Annotated in this window: 24 protein-coding genes; 11 read left to right on the top strand and 13 right to left on the bottom strand. The window is 71.1% G+C overall.

What is annotated here, in order from left to right; translation table 11 throughout:
• Positions 1 to 113: 113 nt before the first annotated feature.
• The 6 genes from ACSMTC_RS20600 (at position 114) to ACSMTC_RS20575 (ending at position 6676) form a co-directional block, all read left to right on the top strand.
• Entirely contained in the window at positions 114 to 1451 is a 1338-nt protein-coding gene (locus tag ACSMTC_RS20600) for an ATP-binding protein (RefSeq protein ID WP_436564746.1), read from the top strand.
• Positions 1435 to 1848, top strand: coding sequence for a roadblock/LC7 domain-containing protein (locus ACSMTC_RS20595; protein ID WP_436561181.1), 414 nt, complete (start codon positions 1435 to 1437; stop codon positions 1846 to 1848). The genes ACSMTC_RS20600 and ACSMTC_RS20595 overlap by 17 nt, the downstream gene beginning before the upstream one ends.
• Entirely contained in the window at positions 1845 to 2228 is a 384-nt protein-coding gene (locus tag ACSMTC_RS20590) for a DUF742 domain-containing protein (protein ID WP_436561180.1), read from the top strand. The genes ACSMTC_RS20595 and ACSMTC_RS20590 overlap by 4 nt, the downstream gene beginning before the upstream one ends.
• The gene (locus tag ACSMTC_RS20585) at positions 2206 to 2808 is read left to right on the top strand and encodes a GTP-binding protein (protein ID WP_436561179.1); all 603 of its coding nucleotides are present in this window, start codon (positions 2206 to 2208) and stop codon (positions 2806 to 2808) included. Before ACSMTC_RS20590 ends, ACSMTC_RS20585 begins: the two co-directional genes overlap by 23 nt.
• A gap of 1318 nt (positions 2809 to 4126) precedes the next feature.
• Positions 4127 to 5362, top strand: a complete 1236-nt coding sequence (locus ACSMTC_RS20580; RefSeq protein WP_436561178.1) for a cytochrome P450 family protein — start codon at positions 4127 to 4129, stop codon at positions 5360 to 5362.
• Positions 5363 to 5653: 291 nt separating this feature from the next.
• Positions 5654 to 6676 (top strand): hypothetical protein, encoded by a 1023-nt coding sequence (locus ACSMTC_RS20575; RefSeq protein WP_436561177.1) that lies wholly within the window; start codon positions 5654 to 5656, stop codon positions 6674 to 6676.
• A 152-nt stretch (positions 6677 to 6828) separates the two neighbouring features.
• Here ACSMTC_RS20575 and ACSMTC_RS20570 read toward each other — a convergent pair whose 3' ends face one another.
• Entirely contained in the window at positions 6829 to 7659 is an 831-nt protein-coding gene (locus tag ACSMTC_RS20570; RefSeq protein WP_436561176.1) for an isocitrate lyase/PEP mutase family protein, read from the bottom strand.
• A 119-nt stretch (positions 7660 to 7778) separates the two neighbouring features.
• Positions 7779 to 8258, bottom strand: coding sequence for a carboxymuconolactone decarboxylase family protein (locus ACSMTC_RS20565; RefSeq protein WP_436561175.1), 480 nt, complete (start codon positions 8256 to 8258; stop codon positions 7779 to 7781).
• Positions 8259 to 8307: 49 nt separating this feature from the next.
• Between ACSMTC_RS20565 and pdxR the strand changes: the two genes are divergently transcribed.
• Positions 8308 to 9753, top strand: coding sequence for a MocR-like pyridoxine biosynthesis transcription factor PdxR (gene pdxR, locus ACSMTC_RS20560; protein WP_436561174.1), 1446 nt, complete (start codon positions 8308 to 8310; stop codon positions 9751 to 9753).
• A gap of 47 nt (positions 9754 to 9800) precedes the next feature.
• Here the strand turns inward: pdxR and ACSMTC_RS20555 are convergent, their stop codons facing one another.
• Both ACSMTC_RS20555 and ACSMTC_RS20550 read right to left on the bottom strand, forming a co-directional pair.
• On the bottom strand, positions 9801 to 9935 hold the full coding sequence (locus ACSMTC_RS20555) for a DUF6126 family protein (RefSeq protein WP_436561173.1): 135 nt from the start codon (positions 9933 to 9935) through the stop codon (positions 9801 to 9803).
• 51 nt (positions 9936 to 9986) lie between these two features.
• Positions 9987 to 10571 (bottom strand): helix-turn-helix domain-containing protein, encoded by a 585-nt coding sequence (locus ACSMTC_RS20550; protein WP_436561172.1) that lies wholly within the window; start codon positions 10569 to 10571, stop codon positions 9987 to 9989.
• A gap of 111 nt (positions 10572 to 10682) precedes the next feature.
• Between ACSMTC_RS20550 and ACSMTC_RS20545 the strand changes: the two genes are divergently transcribed.
• Entirely contained in the window at positions 10683 to 11456 is a 774-nt protein-coding gene (locus tag ACSMTC_RS20545; RefSeq protein WP_436561171.1) for a helix-turn-helix transcriptional regulator, read from the top strand.
• Positions 11457 to 11495: 39 nt separating this feature from the next.
• Here ACSMTC_RS20545 and ACSMTC_RS20540 read toward each other — a convergent pair whose 3' ends face one another.
• The 7 genes from ACSMTC_RS20540 to ACSMTC_RS20510 all read right to left on the bottom strand — a co-directional run bounded on the left by ACSMTC_RS20540 (position 11496) and on the right by ACSMTC_RS20510 (position 17364).
• The gene (locus ACSMTC_RS20540; protein WP_436561170.1) at positions 11496 to 11990 is read right to left on the bottom strand and encodes a hypothetical protein; all 495 of its coding nucleotides are present in this window, start codon (positions 11988 to 11990) and stop codon (positions 11496 to 11498) included.
• A 450-nt stretch (positions 11991 to 12440) separates the two neighbouring features.
• A complete protein-coding gene (locus ACSMTC_RS20535; protein ID WP_436561169.1) occupies positions 12441 to 14174 on the bottom strand; it encodes a pyruvate dehydrogenase in 1734 nt (577 codons plus the stop codon).
• A 173-nt stretch (positions 14175 to 14347) separates the two neighbouring features.
• Positions 14348 to 15520, bottom strand: a complete 1173-nt coding sequence (locus ACSMTC_RS20530; protein ID WP_436561168.1) for a methyltransferase domain-containing protein — start codon at positions 15518 to 15520, stop codon at positions 14348 to 14350.
• On the bottom strand, positions 15521 to 15688 hold the full coding sequence (locus tag ACSMTC_RS20525) for a hypothetical protein (protein WP_436561167.1): 168 nt from the start codon (positions 15686 to 15688) through the stop codon (positions 15521 to 15523).
• Between the two features lie 148 nt (positions 15689 to 15836).
• The gene (locus ACSMTC_RS20520) at positions 15837 to 16664 is read right to left on the bottom strand and encodes a helix-turn-helix domain-containing protein (RefSeq protein ID WP_436561166.1); all 828 of its coding nucleotides are present in this window, start codon (positions 16662 to 16664) and stop codon (positions 15837 to 15839) included.
• Between the two features lie 3 nt (positions 16665 to 16667).
• The gene (locus ACSMTC_RS20515) at positions 16668 to 17177 is read right to left on the bottom strand and encodes a DUF6879 family protein (protein ID WP_436561165.1); all 510 of its coding nucleotides are present in this window, start codon (positions 17175 to 17177) and stop codon (positions 16668 to 16670) included.
• Entirely contained in the window at positions 17161 to 17364 is a 204-nt protein-coding gene (locus tag ACSMTC_RS20510; RefSeq protein WP_436561164.1) for a hypothetical protein, read from the bottom strand. The genes ACSMTC_RS20515 and ACSMTC_RS20510 overlap by 17 nt, the downstream gene beginning before the upstream one ends.
• Before the next feature lie 223 nt (positions 17365 to 17587).
• Between ACSMTC_RS20510 and ACSMTC_RS20505 the strand changes: the two genes are divergently transcribed.
• Together ACSMTC_RS20505 and ACSMTC_RS20500 are read left to right on the top strand one after the other, a co-directional pair.
• Positions 17588 to 18106 (top strand): NUDIX hydrolase, encoded by a 519-nt coding sequence (locus ACSMTC_RS20505; RefSeq protein ID WP_436561163.1) that lies wholly within the window; start codon positions 17588 to 17590, stop codon positions 18104 to 18106.
• A gap of 181 nt (positions 18107 to 18287) precedes the next feature.
• Positions 18288 to 18905: a hypothetical protein gene (locus ACSMTC_RS20500; RefSeq protein WP_436561162.1), complete on the top strand. Its 618-nt coding sequence runs from the start codon at positions 18288 to 18290 to the stop codon at positions 18903 to 18905.
• 143 nt (positions 18906 to 19048) lie between these two features.
• On the opposite strand, the gene ACSMTC_RS20495 is transcribed toward ACSMTC_RS20500, so the two are convergent.
• Entirely contained in the window at positions 19049 to 19474 is a 426-nt protein-coding gene (locus ACSMTC_RS20495) for a spore germination protein GerW family protein (protein WP_436561161.1), read from the bottom strand.
• Positions 19475 to 19854: 380 nt separating this feature from the next.
• On the opposite strand from ACSMTC_RS20495, the gene ACSMTC_RS20490 reads away from it, so the two are divergent.
• Complete coding sequence (locus ACSMTC_RS20490) at positions 19855 to 20040, top strand: DUF1737 domain-containing protein (protein ID WP_436561160.1); 186 nt, start codon at positions 19855 to 19857, stop codon at positions 20038 to 20040.
• A gap of 62 nt (positions 20041 to 20102) precedes the next feature.
• Here the strand turns inward: ACSMTC_RS20490 and ACSMTC_RS20485 are convergent, their stop codons facing one another.
• On the bottom strand, positions 20103 to 21041 hold the full coding sequence (locus tag ACSMTC_RS20485) for a helix-turn-helix domain-containing protein (protein ID WP_436561159.1): 939 nt from the start codon (positions 21039 to 21041) through the stop codon (positions 20103 to 20105).
• Positions 21042 to 21212 lie beyond the last annotated feature (171 nt).

The raw sequence follows: 21212 nt of genomic DNA, 5'->3' as shown, positions 1-21212 counted from the left end.
AAACTTCGACCCTGAACAAGCCGTCCTACAGCAGAAATGTCGTGATCAGGTCACTGAACGTCAGATACGTTCATACATACGTAGGATCATCCCCCTAGAATCCCCGCGTGACGATGACTCAGTGGTGCGGTTCGGCTGCCGGCGTGCTCGCCGTCTTCTTCCTCCTGGCCGCCGCCCGGTACCGCGCGGTCAGCCGCACTCTGAAGGCCAGACTGGACGTCCAGGAGCAGGAGTTCGCCGCCCTGCGCGCCCGGCTGGAGGACGAAGCCGCCCTGCGCAGCAGCGAGCACGCCGCCATCGAGCACGAGCAGGAGCTCAACGCCTCCACCCGCCGGGCCTTCCTCAGCGTCGCCCGGCGCATCCTGGTGATGGCCCACGACCAGCAGGCGGGCCTGGACGAGATGGAGCGCCGGCACGACGACCCCGCCCTGCTGGAGGGACTGCTCAAGGCCGACCACGCCGCCGCCCAACAGGCCCGCCTGGCACAGACCCTGGCCGTGCTCTGCGGTGCCCGGGCCGGACGGCACTGGCCCGAACCGGTCGCGCTGGAGGACGTGGTGCGCGGCGCCCAGTCCCGGATCCTGCCGTTCCAGCGGGTGGTGATCCGCAGCCGGATCGAGACCGCCGTGGTCGGCGCCGCCGCCGAGGCGCTGATCCACGCCGTCGCCGAACTCCTCGACAACGCCACCAGGTACTCCCCGCCCAGCACCCAGGTCCACGTCACCCTGATGCCGGTGCACAACGGCGCGGTGATCGAGATCGACGACGCCGGGGTCGGCATGCCCGAGCACGCCGTGGCGAAGGCCGCCGTCGCACTCTCGGGCGGCAGCGCCATGGAGGTCTCCCGGCTCGGCGAGGTCCCGCAGCTGGGACTCGCCGCGGTCGGCCGGCTCGCCGAGCAGTACGGCTTCAGGGTCACCCTCTCCTCCGCGCCCTCGCCGTACGGCGGGGTGCGGGTGGTGGTGCTGCTGCCGACCCCGCTGCTCACCGAACCGCTGCCCAAGTCCGCGACCGGGCGGGGCGCGGAGGAGTTCGAGCACCCGGTGAGGCCCGGCACCGGCTACCCGCCGCCGGTGGAGCGGGTCCCCGAGCAGCAGCGGCCCTCCCCCGAGGAGCACGCACCCGCGCTGCCGCCCACCCCCGGCGGCCTGCCCCGCCGGGCGAACCGCCGGCACGCCGCCCCCGCGCCCACCGACGCTCCGGACGACGCTCCGGACGACGCTCCGGACGAGACGACCGTCGAGCTGCCCGTACCGCCGCGTTCCGCCCGCGACGCGCAGACCTTCATGTCCCTCTTCCAGGCCGGTACCGCCAACGGCCGCTCGGCGGCCCGGGGCCGGCCGCTGCCCGAAGACCTCCCCGCTTCCCCCTCCCCCTCCCCTTCGCCCTTCTCCCAATTTCCCCCCCAATCCCCCCGGCACTTCGGAGAGTTCCATGACCACCACTCCTGACCTCGGCTGGCTGCTGGCCGACATCATCAGCGTTCCCGAGGTGCAGCACGCCGTCGTGGTGTCCAACGACGGTCTGGAGATCGGCCGCAGCGAGCGGATCGCCCGCGACGACGCCGAGCGGCTGGCCGCCGCCTGCTCCGGACTCCAGTCGCTGGCCCGCGGAGTGGCGCAGGGCTTCGGCGGACAGCAGAGCAGCACCCGGCAGATCGTCATCGAGTACGGCGGCGGCTACCTGTTCATCGTGGCCGCCGGGGCCGGCGCGCACCTGGCCGTGGTGACCGGCGAGGCCGTGGACGCCGGCCTGGTGGCGTACCAGATGCAGATGCTGGTCGAGCGGATCGGAACCCACCTGACCAGCCCGCCCCGAGTGGAGGCGGCCGCCGGGGAGCCGCGTTGAACGGCCCGGTCCGGCCGTATGTGATCACGGGCGGCCGCAGCCGGCCGAGCGGGCGCGTCCAGGAGCTGGCGGAGCTGGCGCTGGAGAGCCTGGTCAGCGTGGACCCGGCCGTCCGGATCGACGAACTCCTGGAGCAGCAGCCCGGGCTGAACCGCGAGCACCGGCGCATCCTGGCGCTCTGCCGGGAGCTGCTCTCGGTCGCCGAGGTCGCCGCCCACCTCGGCCTGCCGCTCGCCGTGGTCAAGGTGCTGATCGGCGACCTCTGGGACCTCGGCGCCGTCCAGGTCCTGCCCCCCGCAGTCCCACCCGTACGGCAGGCCGCACGCCTGCCCGCAACCCTTCTGGAAGAGGTGCTCGTTGGCCTCCGCCAACTCCGCTGAGCCGGTCTACCTTCCGTCCACCGTGCAGGGTGCGGTGAAGATCCTGGTCACCGGTCCGTTCGGGGTGGGCAAGACCACCCTGGTCGGCTCGCTGAGCGAGATCACCCCGCTGCGCACCGAGGAGACCATGACCGCCGCCGGCGCGGACGTGGACGACCTCACCGGCCGCCCCGAGAAGACCACCACCACGGTCGCCCTGGACTTCGGCCGGATCACACTCAACCCGAGGCTCGCCCTCTACCTCTTCGGCACTCCCGGACAGCAGCGGTTCTGGCCGCTGTGGGACGACCTCTCGCGCGGCGCGCTCGGCGCCATCGCGCTGGTCGACGCCCGGCGGATCGAGGAGAGCTTCGATGTGCTCGGGCGGCTGGAGGAGCAGCGGATCCCGTTCGCCGTCGCCGTCAACACCTTCCCCGACACACCGGACTATCCCGACGAGGAGCTGCGCTCCTCGCTCGACCTGCTGCCCGAGGTGCCGGTGCTCAAGTGCGACGCCCGGGACCGCCGGGCCGCCTACGACGTCCTGATCGACTTCGTCGACCACCTGCACTCCACCGCGGTCCTGGAGCTCCAGCCATGACGATTCCCCCGCCCGACGGCGCGGTCCGGCAGCCGGCGACGAGCGGGCGGGCCGCCGGCGACCACCGGCTCCCGCCACCGGGCTGCCCGATGCACGAGAGCCTCGGCACCGCACCGCTGTACGGTGCCGCGGTCGCGGAGGACCCGCACGGCCTGTACGCCAGGATGCGGGCCGAGCACGGCCCGGTCGCCCCGATCGAGCTGGAACCCGGGGTGGAGGCGTGGCTGGTGCTGGGCTACGCCGAACTGCTCGAACTCACCCGCAACGAGAAGCTGTTCTCCAAGGACTCGCGCCGCTGGCGGATCCCCCGGGAGGGCAGGCTCAGACCCGACTCGCGGCTGCTGCCGATGACCGCCTGGCGGCCCACCCTGCTCAACCTGGACGGGGCCGACCACCAGCGTCTCAGCGGCGCGGTCTCCGACACCCTGGCCCGGATCGACCACCGGCAGCTGCGGCAGCTGACCGAGAACGCCGCCAACTCCCTGATCGACGGCTGGGGTCCGGACGGCACCGCCGACCTGATCGCCCAGTACGCGCGCCGGCTGCCGCTGCTGGTCTTCACCCAGCTGCTCGGCCTGCCCGCCGAGGCCGGACCGCACCTGATCGAACTGATCAGCCACTTCGTGGACAGCAGCAAGGAGTCGGTCCGGGCGAACGCCGAGTTCCAGGCCATCCTGGTCGACCTGGTCCGCCGCTGCCGGACCGCACCGGGAGCCGACCTCACCTCCTGGCTGCTGGCGCACGAGGCCGGGCTGAGCGACGAGGAGGCGGTGCACCACCTGGTGGTGATCCTGGTCGCGGGCAACGAGACCACCATCAACTGGACCGGCAACACCCTGCGCCTGCTGCTCACCGACCGCCGTTTCCGGGCGACCCTCGCGGGCGGCCGGCTGACCGTCTCGGACGCCCTGGACGAGGTGCTCTGGCGCGACCCGCCCACCCAGAACTTCCCCGGCCGCTGGGCCACCGGCGACACCGTCCTCGGCGGCCAGTACATCAGCGAGGGCGACATGCTGGTCCTCGGCATCGCCGGCGCCAACGCCGACCCGGCCGTCCAGAGCTCCGAGGGGGTCGGCGGCAACCGCGCCCACCTGGCCTGGGGTGCGGGGCGGCACGTCTGCCCGGCCCAGCACCCGGCCCGGCTGATCGTGGAGACCGCCGTGGAGACTCTGGTACACCGGCTTCCCGACCTCCAACTCGCCGTACCCGCCCACGAACTGGCCTGGCGGCCGTCGCCGTGGTCACGAGCACTGGTGTCCCTGCCGGTGCTCTACAGCGCCTTCACCCCGCCGCGTACCCCCGCCCCAGAGAGGCCCGTATGGACACCCCCGACACCCGCACCGCACCCGTCCGGCTCGACCCCTTCGGGCGCGACCAGCACGCCGAGAACGCCCGGCTCAGAGAGTCGGGGCCGGCGGTCCTGGTGGAACTCCCTGGCGGGGTGGTGGTCTGGGCGATAACCCACCACGACACCCTGCAGCAGCTGCTCGCCGACCCCCGGGTCGGCAAGGACCCGCAGCTCTGGGACACCTTCAGGGAGAACCGCCTGCCCCAGGGCTGGCCGCTGCTCAACTTCGTCACCGTGCCCGGGATGGTCACCGCCGACGGTGAGAACCACCGGCGGCTGCGCGGCCTGGTCAGCCAGGCCTTCACCCCGCGCCGGGTCAGCGCGCTGCAGCCCGGGATCGAGCGGCTGACCGCGCGGCTGCTCGACGACGTCGCCCTGCTGGAGGGCGACTTCGACCTGCGCGAGCACTTCGCCTACCCGCTGCCGATGCAGGTGATCGGCCAGCTGCTCGGCCTGCCGCCGAAGCAGCAGGACGAACTGCACGCCCTGTCCGACACCCTGGTGAGCAGCTCGGCCACGCCGGAGGCCGCCGTCGCCGCGCGGGCCTCGCTGTTCGCGCTGCTGGCCTCGCTGGCCGAGGCCAAGCGGGCCGAGCCGGGCGACGACCTGACCAGCGACCTGATCGCCGCCCGCGAGGACGACGACCGGCTCAGCGAACAGGAGTTGGTCGGCACCCTGCTGCTGATGCTGGTCGCCGGGCACGAGACCACGCTCAACCTGATCACCAACGCGGTGCGCGCGCTGCTCGCCCACCCGGAGCAGCTGCGGCAGGTGCTGGACGGGACGTACTCGTGGTCGGCGGTGGTCGAGGAGACGCTGCGGTACGACTCCCCGGTGGGGCAGTTCCCGCTTCGGTACGCGATCGAGGACATCGAGGTGGGCGGGGGCCCCTCCGCCGGCGGTGCGCTGATCCGGCGCGGGGAGGCGATGCTCGCCTCGTACGCCGCCGTCGGACGGGACGGGACCCACTACCCCGACGCCGACCGCTTCGACCTCTCCCGCCGGCCCGCCCGGCACCTCTCGCTCGGCCACGGCCCGCACTTCTGCCTCGGCTCGGGCCTGGCCCGGCTGGAGGCGGAGACCGCGCTGCGCGGCCTGTTCGAACGCTTCCCCGGCCTCTCGCTCGCGGACGGACCGGAGCCGGAGCCGATCGCCTCCTTCGTCAGCAACAGCGTCCGTGAGCTGCGGGTGCGGCTGCGGCGCTGAGGAAACCTCGCCCAGGGGAAGGCGGCTTGTACCCGGTCCGGCCGAAGTCGCCTTCCTCTGGGCGGAGTTGGGCTCATGTCGCCGACGACCCCCTGAACCTGCGACGACGGAACGCCCCTTCCGTGGAGGACCCGCGATGCTTGTGACGTTTTGGTGACGGTAGGCGTACTACTTACGGATGATCAGCTGGCAGTCTTTTCCTTGCGCGACGGACTGGCCCGGGGGAAGAGAACGGTGCAGGGGGACGCGTCACCACAGCATGACCACTTCGACATCCCAGGGGGAATCACCATGACCGTCCGGCGCCCTGCCTCGCTCGCCAAGAAGTCCGCCGCTGCCGCCGCCCTGGTGCTCGCCGTGGTCGGCACCGCCGCCACTCCGGCGTTCGCCGCCCGCAGCACCGTCATCCCCTGCGCGGACGACTCGGTGGTGAAGCTGCCGGGCGAGTCCCCGGTCGCCGACGCCCCGGTCCACCAGGGCTCGCCCACGCTGACCCTGAGCTCCACCAAGCCGCTCCACGTGGAGGGGGACACCGCGGTCTGGGAGTACCGGCTCACCGAGACCAACAACACCGGTGCCGGCTACCAGCACGTGACGCCCGTCCCGGCCTTCTTCACCCAGCTCGGCGTGATCGGCACCAAGACCGGCACCATCGAGTGGATGCACGACGGCCAGGCGGCCGTGCTCCCGACCCACGGCGGCTGCGACCCGTCCGCCTACGTCAACTCCGCCGCCCTCGACGGCCCGCTCGCGGACGGCCAGTCCCGCTCCTTCGACCTGCGCATCAAGGCGCCCGCCGACCTGGCCAAGACGATCAAGTACGGCGCCGTTTTCGCCTACGCGGGCGCGGATGGCGACATCAGCCCGACCAGCGGCAAGGCCGAGCTGCCCGCCCTGCCGGACACCGAGCAGCCCGCGCCCTCCGAGCAGCCGTCCACCGGCTCCACCTCCAGCACCGCCCCGACCGACGCGTCCTCCAAGCCCGCCACCGAGCCCGCGCCCACCAAGACGTCCACCACCCCGAAGGCGCCCGCCGGCGGCCCGGCGGACTCGGCCGACGACGCGGCCGGCACGACCACCACCGGCGACACCGGCAGCTCCACCGCCCCCGTCAAGGCCTCCGTGGTCGATGCCACCGTTCCGCGGAGCAGCGACGCACCGACCACCCCCGCCACTCCGGCCACCACCGAGGCCTCGCTGGCCTCCACGGGCGGTGGCGGCAACAGCACCGGCCTGGTCGCCGGCGCGCTCGCCCTGATCGCCGCCGGAACCGTGGCACTGTTCGGCCTCAGGCGCCGCGCCCGCCGCAGCTGACCGGCCCGCGGCAGCCGACAGGGGTGCGGGGCTCCGCCTGGTCCAGGCGGGGCCCCGCACCCCTGTCGGCTGCCGGCCTTCCCGGCCGCGGTGACCGGCGCCCCGTGACGCCGGTGCGGCCGCGACCGGGCGGCCCAGCTACTGATTCCCGGTCAGCTCCGGAACAGACCGTTGAGTTCCGGATAGGTGAGGCCGTCCGCGAGAGAGCCGAAGGTGCCCTCGGCGTAGGCCTCGTGGGCGGCCCGCCGCACCGCCGCGTACGCGACCTCGGCGAGGCCGGGGCCGAGGCTGATCCGGCCGACGCCCAGGGCGGCGAGCTCGGCGACGTTCGGGGTCGTGGCGGAGCCGGACACGTTGAGCGGGACCGGCAGGGCCTCGGCGAGCGCGGCGATCACCGCCGGGTCGGCCGTGCCGGGGACGAACACGCCGTTCGCACCCGCCTCGACGTAGGCCAGGCCCCGGGCGAGGGCGGCGTCCAGGCGGCTCTCGGGCTCACCGACACCGCGCAGGAAGACGTCCGTCCTGGCGTTGACGAACAGCGCTACGCCCACGGCGTCGGCGGCGGCGCGGGCGGCGGCGATCCGCTCGGCCGCCTCCGCGACCGGGCGCAGCTCGCGGGCCCCGCCGTCCAGGCCGTCCTCCAGGTTGACGCCGACCGCGCCGGTCGCCAGCAGGGCGGTGACGGTCTCGCCCACCCCGGCGGCGGTCTCGGCGAAGCCGCTCTCCAGGTCGGCCGTGACCGGCAGGTCCACCGCGCCGGTGATCAGGGCGGTCTGGGCCAGCGCCCGGTCCCGGTCGAGGCCGCCGCCGTCGCGGGCGCCGAGCGTCCAGCAGACGCTGGCGCTGGCGCTGGCGATCGCCGGTGCGCCGGCGGCGGCGACCAGTCGGGCGCTCGCGGCGTCCCAGACGTTGGCCAGCACCAGGGGCTTGCCGGGGCTGTGCAGGTCGGTGAAGAGCTTGGCCTTGTCGTACTGAGTGGTCATGGTGACAGCCTGTCGGTGAGACGCAGCAGTGGACTGGCGGAAATCGGCCCTGAACGGCAGAACCCCTCCGGGGGCGGGGCGGGCTCCACGTGCTCGCCCCGCCCCCGGAAGGGCCCTGCTCACGCCTCCCTGGGGGCCGGGCTGAGGCGGGTGGAGATGGCGATGCGGTTCCACGAGTTGATGGTGATGATCATCGCGAGCAGCTGGGCCAGCTCCTTCTCGTCGAAGAGCTTGGCCGCCTCCTCGAAGACCGCGTCCGGCACATGGCCCTCGGTGACCTTGGTGACCGCCTCGGTCAGGGCGAGGGCGGCCCGCTCGCGGGCGGTGAACCACGGGGTCTCGCGCCAGGCCGGGAGGCTGAGCAGCCGGTGGTCCTGCTCGCCGATCTTGCGGGCGTCGGTGGTGTGCATGTCCAGGCAGAAGGCGCAGCCGTTGATCACCGAGGCGTACGTCTTGACCAGCTCGGCGATGACCGGGTCAAGCCCGGCGGAGGCGGCCCGGTCCAGGTCGATCATGGCGCGGTAGAACTCGGGAGCGTGCTTCGGGAGCGAGAGCCGCTGGAGCGGGGCGGGGACGTAGGCATCCTGGTTCGTCGTCATGCGACCACCGTAGGCAGAGGGTGTCCCCCTCATGTGGTTCATTTGGAGCATGGATTCCTGGGCCACTTTCGGTGGCGACCTGCACCTCGACCTGACCGCCGGGCGGTCGCGCGGGCTCGGTCTGCGCGCGGCCCTGGAGGACGCGCTGCGCGCCGCGGTCCGCGACGGCCGCCTGGCTCCCGGCACCCGGCTGCCGTCCTCGCGGGCCCTGTCGGGCGACCTCGGTATCGCCAGGAACACCGTCGCGGAGGCCTACGCCCAGCTTGCCGCCGAGGGCTGGCTGGCCTCCCGGCAGGGCTCCGGCACCGTGGTGGCCGAACGCGGCACGCCGTCCGAGCCCACCGCGCCGACCACCCGGCCGCGCCGCGCCTCGGTCCGCTACGACCTGATGCCGGGCCGCCCCGACCTCTCGACGTTCCCCCGGTCCGCCTGGCTGGCGGCCTCCCGCCGGGCCCTGACCGCCGCGCCCAACGAGGCGTTCGGCTACACCGACCGGCGCGGGCGGATCGAGCTGCGCCGCGCCCTCGCGGAGTACCTGGCCCGGGCCCGCGGGGTGCGCACCGACCCCGAGCGGATCCTGATCTGCGCGGGCTACACCCAGGGCCTCGGTCTGCTCTGCGGCGCGCTGCGCGGGCGCGGCGTACGGGCGGTCGCGGTGGAGGAGTACGGGCTGCCGCCGCAGTTGCAGGTGATCACGGCGTCCGGCCTGGAGACCGTGGCCCTGCCGCTGGACCAGGACGGCGCGCGCACCGATCTGCTGACCGGCTCCGGTGCGGGTGCGGTGGTGCTCACCTCGGCGCACCAGTTCCCGACCGGCGTGCCGCTGCGGGCCGCACGCCGGGCCGCAGCCGTCGCCTGGGCCAGGGAGACCGGCGGGATCATCATCGAGGACGACTACGACGGCGAGTTCCGCTACGACCGGCAGCCGGTCGGCGCGATGCAGGCGCTGGACCCGGAGCGGGTGGTGTACGCGGGCACCACCAGCAAGAGCCTGGTGCCGGGACTGCGCCTCGGCTGGCTGGCACTGCCCGGGGAGCTGCTCGAACCGGTGCTCAGGGAGAAGGAGTTGGCCGACAACCAGTCCGGCGTCCTGGAACAGCTGGCCCTCGCCGAGCTGATCACCTCGGGCGGCTTCGACCGGCACATCCGCCGCTGCCGGCTGCACTACCGGCGCCGGCGCGACCAGTTGGTGCGCACCCTGGCCGAACGGGCCCCGGACGTCGAGGTCACCGGCATCGCGGCCGGGCTCCACGCGGTCCTGCGACTGCCCCCGGGCTCGCTCAGCGAGGACGAACTCCGCCGTCAGGCGGCCTGGCTGGGACTTTCGCTGCAGACCATGTCGGAGTGCCGCACCCCGGCCGCCGAGCCCGTACCCGACGCACCCTCGTCGCTGGTGATCGGGTACGGCACCCCGCCGGAGCACGCCTTCCCGGCCGCGCTGGACGCGCTGTGCACGCTGATCGGCCTGTCCGCGCCGCGAGTTGACGCGCCCTAGACCGGCCGGCGAGAGCCGTCGCCGGCCGGTCTCGGACCGGCCGGCTGCTACCTCCGGTTGCCGAGCTCGAAGAGCAGGAAGAGGAACCCCGCGAACACGTGACCCGCCACGGTGTAGAGGACTATGCGTACCCAGATACCGCGGTTCGGGACCGCAGCGGCGTCGATCGGTTGCTTGGCCATGATGGGTCTCCCTTCAGAGGCCTACTTGGGAAAAACCGGGACCCTGGGAGCTCAGTGGCCCCCGCCCAGGCAGAGTTCGCCGCCCGGGCTCTGCAACAGGGTGTGCATGAAGAGCAGCTCGACACCGTTGGCGGAGTCGGCCGCGATGCGGTGCGGGGTGAACGAGTCGTAGTGCGCGGAGTCGCCCTCCTCCAGCAGGTGGTCCTGCTCGCCGAGGGTCAGCCGCAGCCGCCCCCGCAGGATGTACAGCCACTCCTCGCCGGGGTGCACCCGGACCACCGCGTCCTGCAGACCCGGGGGCACCTGGACGCGCAGCGCCTGCATCGCCCGCCCCGGGGCACCAGCCCGCCGGTAGCCCCAGCCGCCGGCCCGGCCGGGCCCGATCTCGCCGCCCCTGATCACCGGGTCCGGCTCGCCCGGCAGCTCGCCGAGCAGCCCGGCCACCGTCGTGCCGTACGCCCGGGCCAGCCCGAGCAGCACCGGCAGCGAGGGCTGCCGCTGCCCGGTCTCCAGGCGCGACAGATACGCTGGGGAGAGGCCCACCCGGGCCGCCGCCGCTTCGAGCGTGTGCCGACTGTTCAGCCGGCGCTCCCGGAGCCTGGCGGCGAGGCCCTCGACCTCCTGGTCCGCACTCATGCGTCCAGTTCACACCCGCCATGCCTCTCAGGCAAGAATTTTGCCTAGGAGGCAAAACTCACCCAGGGTGCGGCATCGACGACCGCCCGTCCGGAAGGCGATGCTGGGGCCATGACGAAGTCGGACACCCTGGAATACGGGCGGGTACTCGATCTGGTCGTCGCGGTTCTGGAGACCGACGAGCCGGAGGACCTGTGGAACCTGCTCGCGGAGCACCTGCTCGACGTCTTCGCCAGCAGCACCGTGAGCATCACCGAGATGCACTGGGCCGACCGGACGGCCCGGACCGATGGATGGGCGCCGAAGCGGATCGGAACGGAGATCAGCGAGCACGTCGAGCGGCAGGTCCAGCAGCAGCACCCCCTGGTCGGGTACCTCGGCGGCGGCGGGTTCCGTCCGGTGACGGTGGCCCAGATCTGCGACCGGTGGCGCGGCTCGGCCTGCTACGACCAGGCCTACCAGGCGTTCGGCACCACCCAGCAGCTCGGCCTGCCGCTGACCACCACCCGGAACACCGTCCGGACCGTCGTCCTCAGCCGCCGGGGCGGCGACTTCGGCCCGCGCCTGCTCACCATGGCCGAGCGGATCCAGCCACTGCTGAGCAGCGCGGACCGCCAGCAGCACAGGCTGCGGCAGCTGCGCGACGCCGCCGCGGCGGCCGGTGCCGTCAGTACGGTGCAGCGGGCCGTGGAGCACGGGCTGACACCGCGCGAAGTGACCGTGCTGAGCCTGCTCGCCGAAGGCCTCACGGCCGCGTCCATCGGCCGCCGGCTGGCCATCTCCCCGCACACGGTCAAACGCCACCTGGAACGGATCTACCGGAAACTCGGCACCGACAACAAGGTCTCCGCCGGGCTCGTGGCCCGCCGGATGGGCCTGGTCTGAAGGCCGGGCACGGGCCACCCGCGGGGCGGGCCGGGGAGGTCAGTCAGGCGCCTTGGCGGCCCATCCCGCCAGCATCGCGATGATGACCGCGAGAGCCAGGCCGACCAGGAGCTGACCGGACTTCTGCGAGGGCGTCAGGTCACTGAAGAGCGTGACGAGCAGGAAAGCGACGTAGGCCGCGGCCAGGACGCCCAGGAAGACCTGGGCAGGGCGCTCGGACACCCGCTGGACCACCTGCAGTACGACCACGGCGAGCAGGGTGGCGACGAAGACGCCGGCACTCAGCGCACCGGTGTTGGGATCATCGCCCTCGTGTGCGGCACTGGGGCTCTCGAAGGCGTCGAGGCCGAGGAAGCCGCGGATGAGGATGGTCAGAGCCAGCGCGGCGAGCACCGCGAAGCCCGCGGCGATCAGGGCGCGGAACCAGACCACGCCGGGGTGCGGACTGGGGCGATCGACGGTCTGGGACTGGCCCCCGCCCTGGGGGGCGGCCAGTCCAGGGGTGCTGGAGCGGGTTCGCGGGGTGCGGGTCATCACGGGCTCCGGTGGTCGAAGACGGCGGTTCCCCCCTTCCTGGTTACTTTCCCGAGCGGGTTCCCGCCCGTGCGCTTACTCCACGCGAGTGAAGGCGCCGCGCGGGTGAGAAGAGGCCGCGCGGATGAGAAGCGGCCGCGCGGGTGAGAAGGGGCCGCGCGAGTGAAGACGCCGCGCGGGTGAGAAGGGGCCGCGCGGGCACCGCACCCCGGCCCGGAGGCGGCGCCCGCCGCAGTAGGAAGTTCGTCCCATGGCACCGGCCCGGCGCGGCTGCCAGGATCTCAGCCAAGGGGCGGGAGAGACACCGCCGGCCGCCCGCCCCCACTCTCGCGCCGGACGGCAGCCGATCCCGCCTGCCCTGGACCACAGGGGAGTCCAGGGAGCGCGGGGCGCTGGTCCGCGCTCGGACCGACCGGCGACAGGGCCCGCGGCGTCGCCCGTCGGTCGGTCTCACGGCCGGGGGATGTTGCGCAGGTTGCTGCGCGCCAGGTCGATCATCTTGCCGACCCCTCCGGCCAGCACGGTCCTGCCCGCGGCCAGGGCGAAGCCCTTGAGCTGGGCGGCGGTGATGCGCGGCGGGATGGAGAGCGCGTTGGGGTCGGTGACCACGTCCACCACCACCGGACCGGGCTGCTCCAGGGCCTCGGCCAGCACCTCCCGCACCCGGGCCGGCTCGGTCACCCGCTTCGCCTCGATGCCCATCGCGCGGGCGATGGCCGCGTAGTCCACGTCGCCGTTGTCGATCTCCCACTCGGGGTAACCGGAGACCAGCATCTCCAGCTTGATCATGCCGAGCGCGCCGTTGTTGAAGACCACGGTCTTGACCGGCAGCCGGTGCTTGGCGACGGTGAGGAGTTCGCCGAGCAGCATGCCGATTCCGCCGTCACCGGACATCGAGATCACCTGCCGCCCGGGGAAGGCGAGTTGGGCGCCGATCGCGTGCGGCAGCGCGTTGGCCATCGAGCCGTGCAGGAAGGAACCGATCACCCGGCGGCGGCCGTTGGGCGTCAGATAGCGGGCCGCCCAGACGTTGCACATACCGGTGTCGACCGTGAACACCGCGTCGTCGGCGGCCAGTTCGTCCAGTACGGCGGCGACGTACTCGGGATGGATCGGCACCTGGTTCTCGATCTTCCTGGTGTAGGCGCCGATCACGTCCTCAAGTACCTTGCAGTGCTTGGCCAGCGTGTCGTCGAGGAAGCGGCGGTCCCGTTTCTGCTCCAGCAGCGGCATCACCGCCCGCAGGGTGGCCGAGACATCGCCGTGGACCGCGAGTTCGAGCGGGGTGCGGCGCCCGAGCCGGGTCGCGTCGTGGTCGACCTGGATGGTGCGGGACTGCGGCAGGAAGGTGTCGTACGGGAAGTCGGTACCCAGCAGCAGCACCAGATCGGCCTGGTACAGGGCATCGTGGCAGGCCCCGTAGCCGAGCAGTCCGCTCATCCCGACGTCGTACGGATTGTCGTACTGGATCCACTCCTTGCCGCGCAGCGAGTGCCCGATCGGGGAGTTGAGCTTCCCGGCGAGTTCCATCACCCCGGCGTGGGCGTCCCTGACCCCCGCCCCGCAGAAGAGGGTCACCCGCTCCGCCGAGTTGAGCGCCGTGGCCAGGGCCTGCACCTGGGACCAGGGCGGCGCGGCGACGGCCTGCTCGGCGAGGAAGTGGCTGGTACCGGTCGGCCCGGCGGCGGGCAGGGCGGCGACGTCGCCGGGGAAGGCCAGCACCGAGACGCCTCGCGCACCGATCGCGTGCTGCACCGCGACCCGCAGCAGGCGCGGGAGTTGAGCCGGGGTGCCGACCATCTCGCAGAAGCTGCTGCAGTCGGTGAACACCCGCTCCGGGTGGGTCTCCTGGAAGAACCCGGTGCCGATCTGCCCCGAGGGGATGTGCGAGGCCAGCGCCAGTACCGGGACGCCGCTGCGCTGGGCGTCGTAGAGCCCCTGGATCAGATGGGTGTTGCCGGGCCCGCAGGAACCCGCGCAGACCGCGATCCTGCCGGTGAGCTCCGCCTCGGCCGCCGCCGCGAAGGCCCCCGCCTCCTCGTTGCGGACATGCACCCAGTGCACGTCCGGAGCCCGGCGGATGGCGTCCACCACCGGATTGAGACTGTCACCCACCACGCCGTAGACCCGCTCCACCCCGGCCTGCCGGAGTACCTCCACCATCTGCTCGGCCACACTGCCCATCGGGCCACCTCGTCTCACCGGCCGGTCACAGGACGGCACCAGCCTGCGGGTCCGGTGAGCCCCGGGCATCCGGGGTGGGCCGGACGCGGTAGCTGCGGATGTACGGACGGGCGGTGGTGCTCCGCCGTGTGCGTCGTAGGGGCGCGCACGGCGGAGCGCTCACTCCCCGGCTTTCAGCGGTGTTGGGGCACGGGCTTGTCCGGGCTGTCCAGCCAGACCGTCTGTCCGTCCGCCGTCACGGTCAGGCCGAACCGGTCGAAGCCGGGACGGCCCTGGTCGTCCCACCACGTCCAGGCCTCGGCCACGGCATCCCACAGCCGGCGGGGCCCGGACTGCACGATCTCGTACTCGTCCCGGCCGGGTTCCCAGTCCGCCGTGGCCCAGGAGGTGACGGCGCTGTCATGGAGCCAGAGCGTGTACGAGCCGTCCGCGTACCGCTCGGTCAGCGGGAAGGCCTCGGGCACCTGCACCCCGATGGCGAACATGGCGAGCCATCCGCCGATTTCCTCCGGTGAGAGCCCGGTTGACGACCTCGTCCCGTCCGCCGGCCAGGGCCCGGAGAGATAGGCCAGACTGCTCGGCCGGTCGGCGCGTTGCCGGCGCAACCGCATAAAGGCGGACGAGGTCACGAAGTGGCCGCTCGCGGTGCCGTCTCCCCCGGCCGTGAGGCGGACAAGTGCCTCTCCGCCGTACTCCGGCCCCCACGGTGCGAGGATCACGCCGCCGGGCCGCGTCTGCTCCACCCAGGCGTGCGGGATGTCCCGGACGGAGCACGTGGCGATGACCCGGTCGTACGGCGCGCCCTTGGCATAGCCGTCCGCGCCGTCCGCGACGATCGGCAGCGGAGCGTAAGCCGCGCGGGCAAGACGACGTTGGGCTTCGGCCGCGCTGCTCGCGTCCACCTCCACGGTCACGACGTTGCCCGAACCGAGCCGATGGGAGAGAAGAGCGGCGTTCCAACCGGTGCCCGTGCCGATCTCCAACACCCGTTCGCCGCCGCGCACTTCAAGTGCCTTGAGCATCGAAAACACCATCGTCGGCATGGAGTTGGACGAGCTCGGCATGGCACCCCGTCCGGCTCCTGCGTGCTCGCCGTCGTCCCACTGCGTTGTCAGCGGGACATCGGTGTAGACGGCGTTCCACCAGGCGTAGGAGTCCTTCTTCCGGCTGACGGCCTCGCCCTGCCGAACGCCATCTGCCATACCGGGCCAAACGGTGTCCGGCACGAACAGGTGGCGCGGGACGGCGTTGTACGCCCCCAGCCAGTCAGAGGACAGCGAGCCGTTGGCGATGAGCGCGGAGGCCAGCCGTGTACGGCCGGCCTCCGCCATGTCCTCGGTGCTCACTCAGCGGCCCGTCGCCGGGCCCTGGCCGTCGGACGTGTTACCGCCCTCGTCACTGCCGGCACCGCCGTGCTTGTTGCCGCTGCTGCTGTCGTCCTGCTGGCTGCCGCCGGTACCGGAGCCGGTTCCCCCGCCGTGCTTGGGGTCGTTGTACAGGATCCACGCGGGCATGGCGTACCTCCAGGTCGTCACTTCAGGCAGAGAATGCTTCCGCTGCCTGTCCTACCTCTTGCCGGGCCGCCCACCCGGCTTTCCGCAGCCCGGGTGGGACAGAGACCAAGCTAAAGACGACGGGGAGCACAATCCACCAACTTTCCTGCTACTGCAAGAACTCGTCCCGAATGTTCTCGATCAGACTGCGCGCCTCATCGCCATGGACAGCCACCGAGGCAAACTGGTCGAAGGTGCCGACATAGGTCTCTATGTCCCTCGGGTCTCTCGTCGTGATCTCGGAGTGGAAAGTTTCCACGATCACCATACGATCGTCATAGAGACTGAAGCACGTCATCGGGAAGTCCGGCATCCTACGCGCGAGCGGAAGTACGCCGATGCTCACATTGGGCAGACGGGAGAGTGAAACCAGCCGGTCGAGCTGCACCGCCATGACCAGTCGATCACAGATAAGCCACCGCAGCACATGCTCACAGATCAGGAAGTGAAATTCCTTGCCAGTCTGGTATAGGGCGACCTGCCGCTCCAGTCGAGCGGCCACAGCTTTGGATTTGGAGTCAACCGACTGCCCGGGGACCAGAGAGAAAACAGCCGCCACGTATTCCGGAGTCTGAAGAAGTCCGGGAATCAGCTGCCCCTGGAAGAGTCTCAGCCTGGCCGTCTGGACTTCGATGGCCTTGATGGCCTGCTGATGCTTCCAAGGCCCCATGCGGCGCAGCACGCGCCATGCCGTCGCCTCCGTGGCTGCCGCCCTGGCCTGCGCCAGGAACTCAGCCTTGGCGCCCTCGGAAACCCCGAGAGCGGTCAGGATCAGCTCTACGTCAGTGACAGTCGGCAATGTCCGGCCGTTCTCGATCTTGCTGAGCTTTCCCGCAGACATGGAAGCCCTGCGGGCGACGGCTTCACCGGTGACTCCCGATGCCACCCGAAGCGCCCGCAGGGCTTTCCCTAGTTCACGATTGTCGTTCGCGGTCAAGTTTTACTGCTGCCAGTATTCGGCATACGGCATAGCGTACTTCCACGATGTATCCCGGTAGGCCCGGTACTGCGGCAAGGCTTCCGCCCCCAGAGACTCTGCCCCCAGGAATTCGTCATCCACGCCATAATGCATTCGATAGACCCGGGAGTCGTCGAAGAGCCAGAAGTCATGGTCCGGAAGACCGCTGATCTCCCGGCCTGCAAGGTCGATGATTCGGATGTCCTCACCGGCACGGGAGTTCCCGACGTAACCCCATCCGAGTTCAAACCGAAGGTAGTCACTCAGGGGAGAGCAAATGATGTGGACCCTCTGCAGAGTTTTACCGGTATCCGTCATCGACCGGACCCAGGGGCTGTCTTCCCAGTCCTCGGGCATCTCTCCGCCTTCGAGGAACGATCGGAACACGTCACGCTCGCCATCGACGTCGTAACGGTCCTTGGTCTCCATCTTGAACGCGGACGACTCGAAGGTCTGAAACAGCCGGTTGAAGTCGTCACCCGCGAGCAGCACCGAAGAACCCTTCCAGGAGTTCCGCCGTGACTTCCACGGCCGTTTCGTTCTCCGGCAGGCCGATCTGGGCCAGCCGCGCAGGGTCGAGCACCTTGTAGCCCTGGACGATGTACCGCCCATCCTCCGTACGCCACAGCGTGGGGCATGGCCCCTCCCGGCAGTCGCTCACCAGCTTCTCAAGCGCCACTGTTGCCCCTCCTCGGTCGCTTCACCACCTCGTCCGATGCTCCCGACTCGGCAACCGCAGGGTCAAGGCCCCTCGCTTTCCAGTACAGGAAAGACCGCCATCCGAGTGTTTGTTGACGGTTCCTCAATCATGCTTTCGATAGCGGACGTCATGTGTCACACACGAGCTCTGAGTAGAACCACAATCGACCCGAGTACGCCGACGAGACGGCATCACCGGCCTCGTGGTTACCACCGTCATCACCTACGCCGACCAGGCACTCCACGAACCACCCCGTCCCGCCAAACCGCAGAGAGAGACCAACCCCACGAAGCAGCGCGTCCGCGCCGTCCTGATCACCCCGGACGGCACCACGCTCGTGATCAAACGCATCCGGCCGGGCATCGAGCCGTACTGGGTGATCGTCGGTGGCGGTGTCGAGGAGAGCGACGCGACCCGGGAGGACGCGCTGCTGCGAGAGGTCCGCGAGGAGATCGCCGGCGACGCCGAGATCGTGCGCCTGCTCCACGAGATGGAGAATGCCAAGGGGGAGAAGGAGTTCTTCTACCTCGCCCGGATCAGCACTTGGAACTTCGACGACAGGAGCGGTCCCGAGTTCCAGCGGGACGACCGCGGCGAGTACATCCTCGAAGAGGTCCCCCTCACCGCCGAGGCCATCGAGGCGCTGAACCTGCTGCCCGAGGAGATCGCTTCCGTCCTGTGCGAGGCCCTCGAACGCGGCAACCTGGTGCCTGCGGCGTAGCGGCCGCACCAGGGCACGCCCGGCGCTGCCAGGGGCGCGGCGCCGAGGCCACGGCACAACCGTCCGTCACAGGACTGTAACAGGCGCGACCGGCGGGGCCGGAGCTACGTGTAGAGGGGTGCCAGCAACCGCAAAACCGGCCGCTTGTGACCAACAGGCCGGGAAACACAGGGGGTTCACCATGTCGGCTCACCGCCGTCTCTTCACCGCCGCCGCTCTCGCCGCGACCACCGTGCTCACCCTCACCGCCTTCAGCGGCCCTGCCAGTGCCGCCGCAGCGGCGCCGAGGTCGGGTGGTGATGACGTCGCGCTGTGCGGCAACTCGGAGCTGGAGAGCGACATCGCGGCCAAGATGGTCGGCCTGCACGAGAGTGCCGATGGCCGGTGGACCGGTGTCATCAAGCTCACCAACACCTCAAGGCAGGACTGCGTGATGTACGGGCCCGCCGATCTGCGGACCGACCACACGACCGCTGAGTTCACCAAGCTGACCACCGGTGTCCTGGGCGACGGCATCTTCTCCACCGACCGGGAGCACGGCACGGTGGTGCAGGTCGGGCACTCGGTCTACCAGCCCGTCACCTGGCTCTCCGCCCCGCCGGTCGCCCCGAACGCGAGCTGCACCACCGGCAACCTCCTCGTCATGGTCCGCAACGAGGGAGTCCTGGCTCTGCCCATCCCGGTCTTCAAGGACGCCCGCTTCTGCCCGAGCGGGGACATCGGCTCCCCGCAGGTGCTGATCGGCGTCCCGCAGAGGACCCTGGCCGACGCGCAGGCCCAGCTGCCCAACGCCTCGTAACGGCTTCGGGAAACACTCGGCCTCCCGCCACCGGAGCACGGGAGAAGGAGAGTTGAGCGGTGAACGGCCCGGGCAAGGACGCCCCGGCCGTTCACCGTCCTCGTCATCGGATCAGCCCGGCATGGTCGACAGAGACGGCCTGCTCACCCAAGGCGGCGCTTGGTGAGGCGGCGTGCGACCAGTGGAACGGCGGCGCCCGCCAGGAGAGCGGCGATCGGTACGGCGACGTCCAGCCAGGGCTTGCGGATCGACCTGTACGTGGCCGCGCCGTTCTTGATCTCGATGAAGCCACGGGGCTTGGCCGTAACTCCCCCGCCCCCTACGCCTTCACCGGCCCCGGCGGCGCCGGCCTCGCGTCCCGCAGCACCACCGAAGCCGAAGCCGATGCCGACCTCGGCGACCGGGATGACGGTGACGCCCTCGGCGGTGACGGGCTCGCCGTAGACGACCGTCTTCGAGGCCCGGCTGCTGAGTTCACCGGCCAGCCGCCCCAGCAGGGTGGCGGAGGCGTGGTCAGTGGCCGAGTTCGCAGGCGGGGTGGGCCGGGCTATCTCATTCGGGACGGTCATCGAGCGCCTCCTGAGGCGGTGTGTACGGCGATGCCAGGAACCACGAAGCGTGCCGAGCCGTCCTCCGCTCACCGGACCGCAAACCTATGAGCAAGTACCAAGTCCGCTTTCGCAGGGGCATCGGCCTGAGCCCGATCGTAGCGGCGGCAGTCCGGTCCCGTTCCGGGCAAGCCCCGGTTCGGAGCAGTCCCCGCAGGCGAGTTGGATGCCGCCCCCGTGATCGGCAAGGTGGGTCCGATGAGGGCGTTCGCGCCGGGCCGGTGCCGCATCGGCCAGCGTTCGCCTTACGACCTTGGGAGCGATCGACCTTGGGAGCGATCGGCCCTGGGAATGCCGGTCGCTTGGCTCGGTGGGCGGGTGCGCATGAGATCTTTCTCTTCATGAGTACACCACCGGACGGATTGCCGATCTACCGAGTCCTGACCGGCCCGGACGACGCCGCGTTCTGCCACCGTGTGAGCGAAGCGCTGGCTCTCGGCTACGAACTGCACGAAGGCCCTGCGGTCACTTTCAACGGTGAGCGGGTCATCGTCGCCCAGGCGGTGGTGTGGCCGACACGGTCGTAGGACTCGTGGGCGCGAACCCGGCGGCCGGGCGCCACGGTCCGGGGCGGCCTACACCGCGGTGACTACGCGTCGCGGTCATTGCGCAGGGCCTGGATGAGCCAGGGGTACACCGGGAGCAGGTCCGGTACCACCTGCCAGCCGTTGACGATCCACACCAGCCGCCAGTACCGGTCCACCCGGGGATCGTGCGCCTCTTCGAACTGCCGGGCCATCCAGTCCCGGAACTCCGCGTCAGGGGTGCGCGCGAACACCTCGGCGAAGCGGTGCACGAGGTCGTCGATGACGGGTGCCGCCCTGTCGCCGAGCGGGTCGATGCCCGACTCCCGGGCCTCCGCCACCTTCTGACGGGTGAACTCCATCAGTTCCTCGCCGGCCTCGCTCTCGATGTCGAGCGTGCGCCCGGCGGCCTGGTGCACGGCCGTCCGGCGGATCCGGGCCCGGAAGTCCTCGTCGCCGATCAGCTCGGCGAGCTCCACCCACGCGGCGACCTGCTCGCTGGACGGATCATCGGGGAGGTCGGGAGTGGCCGCGCGGACCATGGCCACCACGGCCGGTTCGGCATCCACCGTGCCGAAGGTGCCATCGATGAAATCGTCGATCAGACGCCGGCGTTCCTCGTCGGACAACTGCGTGAGCCTGTGCATGAGCTTGGTCTCCTCGGGATCGGACCCGCGTCCGGCCACGACTCGCAGAACGCTCCGGCGCAGTTGCAGCATCCGGATCTGGACGTCCACGGCGTCGGCGTGCGCCGCGGCGACCTCCGCCACCGAGAGCTCGCGGTCCAGTACCCGTTGGACCGTGGCCAGGTCCACGCCCAGCTCGCGCAGTGTGCGGAGGAGTTCCAGGCGAAGCAGTGCGTCGAGGTCGTAGAGCCGGTAACCGGCGGGACTTCGGGTGGTCGGCGCTACCACCCCCGCATCGGAGTAGAACCGGATGGTCCTCACGGGCAGGCCGGTCCGCCGGGAGAGCTCCCCGATCGAGTAGAGGGCCGTAGCGTCCATGTCCCCCACTCTGCCGTCTCCAGTCACTGGAGACTCAAGGCTGTTCCCCCAGCTGGGCCCCGGACCGAGACGTCCTCAGAGTCGCTGAACATACGTCACATGCATACCGCACACGGCCAGGACGACGGGCACTCCTGCACACGCTGGGCGGGCTCGTGGCCGCTTCCGGGA

Origin of the sequence: Kitasatospora sp. HPM-01-4 (genome assembly GCF_051374625.1) — a bacterium.
Classification (GTDB): domain Bacteria; phylum Actinomycetota; class Actinomycetes; order Streptomycetales; family Streptomycetaceae; genus Kitasatospora.
Note: the sequence above shows the minus strand (reverse complement) of the source record. Positions and strands in the feature narration are given on the sequence as shown.

Coding starts and splice junctions, on each gene's coding strand:
- ACSMTC_RS20495 (WP_436561161.1), bottom strand. CDS start 19,474: ATGACCGTCCCGAATGAGATAGCCCGGCCCACCCCGCCTGCGAACTCG.
- ACSMTC_RS20570 (WP_436561176.1), bottom strand. CDS start 7,659: ATGACCACTCAGTACGACAAGGCCAAGCTCTTCACCGACCTGCACAGC.
- ACSMTC_RS20565 (WP_436561175.1), bottom strand. CDS start 8,258: ATGACGACGAACCAGGATGCCTACGTCCCCGCCCCGCTCCAGCGGCTC.
- ACSMTC_RS20500 (WP_436561162.1), top strand. CDS start 18,288: ATGTCGGCTCACCGCCGTCTCTTCACCGCCGCCGCTCTCGCCGCGACC.
- ACSMTC_RS20485 (WP_436561159.1), bottom strand. CDS start 21,041: ATGGACGCTACGGCCCTCTACTCGATCGGGGAGCTCTCCCGGCGGACC.
- ACSMTC_RS20490 (WP_436561160.1), top strand. CDS start 19,855: ATGAGTACACCACCGGACGGATTGCCGATCTACCGAGTCCTGACCGGC.
- ACSMTC_RS20550 (WP_436561172.1), bottom strand. CDS start 10,571: ATGAGTGCGGACCAGGAGGTCGAGGGCCTCGCCGCCAGGCTCCGGGAG.
- ACSMTC_RS20580 (WP_436561178.1), top strand. CDS start 4,127: ATGGACACCCCCGACACCCGCACCGCACCCGTCCGGCTCGACCCCTTC.
- ACSMTC_RS20600 (WP_436564746.1), top strand. CDS start 114: ATGACTCAGTGGTGCGGTTCGGCTGCCGGCGTGCTCGCCGTCTTCTTC.
- ACSMTC_RS20545 (WP_436561171.1), top strand. CDS start 10,683: ATGACGAAGTCGGACACCCTGGAATACGGGCGGGTACTCGATCTGGTC.
- ACSMTC_RS20525 (WP_436561167.1), bottom strand. CDS start 15,688: ATGCCCGCGTGGATCCTGTACAACGACCCCAAGCACGGCGGGGGAACC.
- ACSMTC_RS20595 (WP_436561181.1), top strand. CDS start 1,435: ATGACCACCACTCCTGACCTCGGCTGGCTGCTGGCCGACATCATCAGC.
- ACSMTC_RS20575 (WP_436561177.1), top strand. CDS start 5,654: ATGACCGTCCGGCGCCCTGCCTCGCTCGCCAAGAAGTCCGCCGCTGCC.
- pdxR (WP_436561174.1), top strand. CDS start 8,308: ATGGATTCCTGGGCCACTTTCGGTGGCGACCTGCACCTCGACCTGACC.
- ACSMTC_RS20555 (WP_436561173.1), bottom strand. CDS start 9,935: ATGGCCAAGCAACCGATCGACGCCGCTGCGGTCCCGAACCGCGGTATC.
- ACSMTC_RS20535 (WP_436561169.1), bottom strand. CDS start 14,174: ATGGGCAGTGTGGCCGAGCAGATGGTGGAGGTACTCCGGCAGGCCGGG.
- ACSMTC_RS20540 (WP_436561170.1), bottom strand. CDS start 11,990: ATGACCCGCACCCCGCGAACCCGCTCCAGCACCCCTGGACTGGCCGCC.